This is a genomic window from Microcoleus sp. B3-A4 (genome assembly GCF_036705385.1).
Taxonomy (GTDB): Bacteria; Cyanobacteriota; Cyanobacteriia; order Cyanobacteriales; family Microcoleaceae; genus Microcoleus.
In genome coordinates, this window is record NZ_JAUBUI010000175.1 from 1 (window position 1) to 3,240 (window position 3,240).

Annotated in this window: 5 protein-coding genes and 1 pseudogene; 5 read left to right on the plus strand and 1 reads right to left on the minus strand. The window is 44.0% G+C overall.

Features of this window, described 5'->3' with window-relative positions:
• Positions 1-722 (minus strand): annotated as a pseudogene (locus QUB33_RS28955) (ATPase); the annotation flags it as partial.
• Positions 723-927: 205 nt separating this feature from the next.
• Here QUB33_RS28955 and QUB33_RS28960 point away from each other — a divergent pair.
• The 5 genes from QUB33_RS28960 to QUB33_RS28980 all read left to right on the plus strand — a co-directional run bounded on the left by QUB33_RS28960 (position 928) and on the right by QUB33_RS28980 (position 3,132).
• A complete protein-coding gene (locus QUB33_RS28960) occupies positions 928-1,509 on the plus strand; it encodes an RNA polymerase subunit sigma-24 (RefSeq protein ID WP_333357961.1) in 582 nt (193 codons plus the stop codon).
• 67 nt (positions 1,510-1,576) lie between these two features.
• Positions 1,577-1,921: a hypothetical protein gene (locus tag QUB33_RS28965; protein WP_190741370.1), complete on the plus strand. Its 345-nt coding sequence runs from the start codon at positions 1,577-1,579 to the stop codon at positions 1,919-1,921.
• 383 nt (positions 1,922-2,304) lie between these two features.
• The gene (locus QUB33_RS28970) at positions 2,305-2,487 is read left to right on the plus strand and encodes a hypothetical protein (RefSeq protein WP_333357965.1); all 183 of its coding nucleotides are present in this window, start codon (positions 2,305-2,307) and stop codon (positions 2,485-2,487) included.
• 13 nt (positions 2,488-2,500) lie between these two features.
• Positions 2,501-2,761: a hypothetical protein gene (locus tag QUB33_RS28975; protein ID WP_333357968.1), complete on the plus strand. Its 261-nt coding sequence runs from the start codon at positions 2,501-2,503 to the stop codon at positions 2,759-2,761.
• Positions 2,762-2,832: 71 nt separating this feature from the next.
• Complete coding sequence (locus tag QUB33_RS28980) at positions 2,833-3,132, plus strand: transposase (RefSeq protein WP_333357971.1); 300 nt, start codon at positions 2,833-2,835, stop codon at positions 3,130-3,132.
• Positions 3,133-3,240 lie beyond the last annotated feature (108 nt).

Below are 3,240 nucleotides of genomic sequence, written 5' to 3' on the forward strand. Positions count from 1 at the left end.
CTTCTGTGATTTATTGCGTAAGCGTTGCTTGCCGTAGGCGTCGCATCCCTCTTTAAAAACTGTCCGGAGTATTGTATTAGGTTAGATTGAAATTTATCGATGGTGGGGAATTCGTCTAGTGTGTACCAAACTGCGTACTCAAACTCGTGTTTGATTTGTTGTACGAGTTGTACTGCTAGGGATGTTTTGCCGATACCGCTGATGCCGGTGAGGGTGATGAGCCGACAGCCTTGTTGTAGAATCCAGGTGGTGAGGGTGTGGAGTTCGGGAGTGCGATCGAAGAAATCACCCAACTCCGGCATTTCGCTTAAATCTTGATGTAGAGTTTTAATTTGTTTTGAGTTAGATGTTTCCTGATTTGGTGGGTTTGAGTTTGGTAAATTTGGCGGGTATGTAGCTTCTCCACAGATGTTAACGCTGTTAATTTGCATCGATTCTTCTTGTGCAACGTTTGAATATATTGAAACTTCCAACCTCTCCATTGCCGCTCTAAAATTTGTTTTATTAACATCTTCTCCCAACTCTTCTGAAAGTATCTGCCATAATTCCGATCCGATTTCCCTGATGCGACTTTCAGAACAGTCAAAATCTTTCGCTATTTCTTTGTATTTCTCGCGTTGTAGAGTTCCCCGCAGTACCGCTGCTTGTAAATCGTCAAGGTGCTGACCTGTTTTCTCGAAAACTATGCGATCGGCGACATTTAACATTTCTTTAAGATTCATCTGGCAGGGAGATGCGAGAGTTTTGTGTATTGTAGCTCACAACTGCCAACATTTTCGTATATTTTCGTACATTATTGTACAAAATTAGATTAAAGTTAGAGTGAAAGCGAGGGAGAATTGGCGGCAGAATAGAACATTATTTGGCTAGACAAACCTTTAATCTATTAAGGATAATTAGACAAGTATTAAAAGGATGAATTGATTTATGAATTGGGAAGATTTTGCCAGTCAAGCCGGTGACGAAGTTGTAGAAAATGTTGTTGAAAAAACTATGGGCATTGATGGAAATACAGTCAAAACAGCCAAAGCGGTTGTAGAATCTGGCGCTGCGCTAGGCGCGGCTGCTAGTGCTGCTACAGGGTTGAGTGTTGCAGCAACTTCAGGAGCAGGAATTACTTCAGGCCTAGCCGCAGCAGGTGGTGTGGTTGGTGGTGGCATGGCTGCTGCTCCAGCAGTATTAGGAGCGGGGCCTGCTTATCTTGGGGCAAAAATAATGAATGAAACTTTGTTCAAAGATCAACCGGACTTGTCTAAGGAAGAGCGTGATGCTCGTGAAGCAGCAAGAACAGCTACAAACATTGGGGCTGTTGCTGGTGTGGCTGGTGCCGGTCTTGCAACCGTAGCTGGCGGTGCCTCTGGTGCTGCAATTATGGGCACCCTTGCAGGTATCGGTGGCGTAGTCGGGGGAGGCGCAATTGCTGGTACTGCCATAGTTGCTGCTGCACCTGTTGCTGCGGCGGCTGCTGTTGGATACGGAATATATAAACTGTTTGGAGGTAAAGGCTAAAGATAGTTAGTTCAGTTTGACTTTGAAGGTCTAATTAATCTGAAGTTTAGCGGAGCACTTAATTATTATGGATGAGATAGTCAATAAGTTAGCTGGTCTAGGAGTTGCTGGTTTAGTCTTAGTTGGGCTTGTTGCAACCTCTTCTTATGCAGGAGCCGTAGCAATTACAACTTCGTTAGCTTTTTTAGGTGGTCCTTTTGGCATGATTGGTGGCGCACTTGCTCTCACCTTGATTGCAGGCGTTTCAAGCATGATTGCAAAGGTTGGGGTTGAGACTTTAGCAAAGGCTGTAGTTCAGGAGCTTAAGAAGAGTGGCAGATCTGAGAATTCTATCATTCAAGAAATCAATAATTTTCCAATGATTACTCAAGGTCTACGTTCCCAACTACGTGAATATGTCCGCCTAGTATAAAAGGAATAAGTGTGATTGCTGCTCTCCATTAGTGCGAGCGCCTTTTTTTGTAGGTTGGGTTGACGCTGGTGTCACCCAACCTCTTTTTTCACTCACAATCTTATCCATTTCCACCATTTCAAAGTGCGCTGATTGCACGGAGAGCGATCGCCTCACCAATCATAAAGATAGATCGCCCTATGGGCAAAAATTTCTGCTAAAGTATAGCGCGTACTTAAATCAAACAGCCTACACTTGTAAAAAGAATTCCAGACGAGGCCTTAGTAGTTCGTGGCGGTCGTAATCGCCCAGAAGATATTAAACGCAGCACGGCCACTCACCCCAGCGGCATCACGGGAATTTCTGTAGAATGTGCAGTAGGATTATCTGTAGCAGATTTAGCAGTGACAATCCCTCATGGACAAGTTGGTGTGACGACAGTGGGTGAGGTTCGATCGTCTGATGGAGATGTCATCCGTACTTCTGGCCGAAGCCCAAATCATGCAACATTAACTGGCTTAACACCAGAACAAGCAAGTCTGCTGCTGACACCAACGATTTCTAATCCATCACAACAATCATCCTGAGTAAATTAAAAATATGAAATATCCCAGAATCTTTGCAGATTTTCATAATGCGGATGAGCAGGGTCGCCTTCGCTTAAATTGCGTTGGTACGATTGAAGATTTGAGTCGCCAAAATATTAAGTTGGAAGATGGTCAATTGCTAGTATTGTATGACGAAGAGTTAGAAGTCGATGGCGTAGTGCAATATTCAGAAGAGGAAAGTCTTTGGGTTGCAGTAATTGATTGGAAGCAAATTAGGCAAGTAGAGGATATGCTTGTTCAAGCAACAGTCTAGTGCGATCGCTAGCTAAATGCGGGTATAGAACCCATTTGGGATCTTAGATAATGAGGTAAGATGAAAAATAAATGCCATACTCCAGTAGCTTAACCGAGCCAGAATGGGAACTCATCAAGCCGTTATTGCCCAAGAAAAAGCAAACTAGACCGCCACGGTGGACAAAACGACAAATCCTAGATGGCATCTTTTATCAACTCAAGAATGGATGTAACTGGGGCGACCTACCCAAAGACCTACCACCCTACTCTACGGTATTCTGGCACTACAAACAGTGGAGGTCAGAAGGAGTGCTCGAACAGATTAGAGATGCTTTGCACTCCCAGGTACGAGTCCAGGTCAAAAAAAACCAAAGTGGACAAGATTACTAATGATCGACTCACAAGCAGTGAAAAACACCTGTAATATCATGTCCGGGTGCTTACCCATAATTAAGCAGCAACTGGAACTTGAGGCCACCAGTGAAAGTTTGTTAAACC

What these genes read in the sequence shown, in the direction of transcription:
- QUB33_RS28960 (WP_333357961.1), top strand. Translation starts at nt 928, where the DNA reads ATGAATTGGGAAGATTTTGCCAGTCAAGCCGGTGACGAAGTTGTAGAA.
- QUB33_RS28975 (WP_333357968.1), top strand. Translation starts at nt 2,501, where the DNA reads ATGAAATATCCCAGAATCTTTGCAGATTTTCATAATGCGGATGAGCAG.
- QUB33_RS28965 (WP_190741370.1), top strand. Translation starts at nt 1,577, where the DNA reads ATGGATGAGATAGTCAATAAGTTAGCTGGTCTAGGAGTTGCTGGTTTA.
- QUB33_RS28980 (WP_333357971.1), top strand. Translation starts at nt 2,833, where the DNA reads ATGCCATACTCCAGTAGCTTAACCGAGCCAGAATGGGAACTCATCAAG.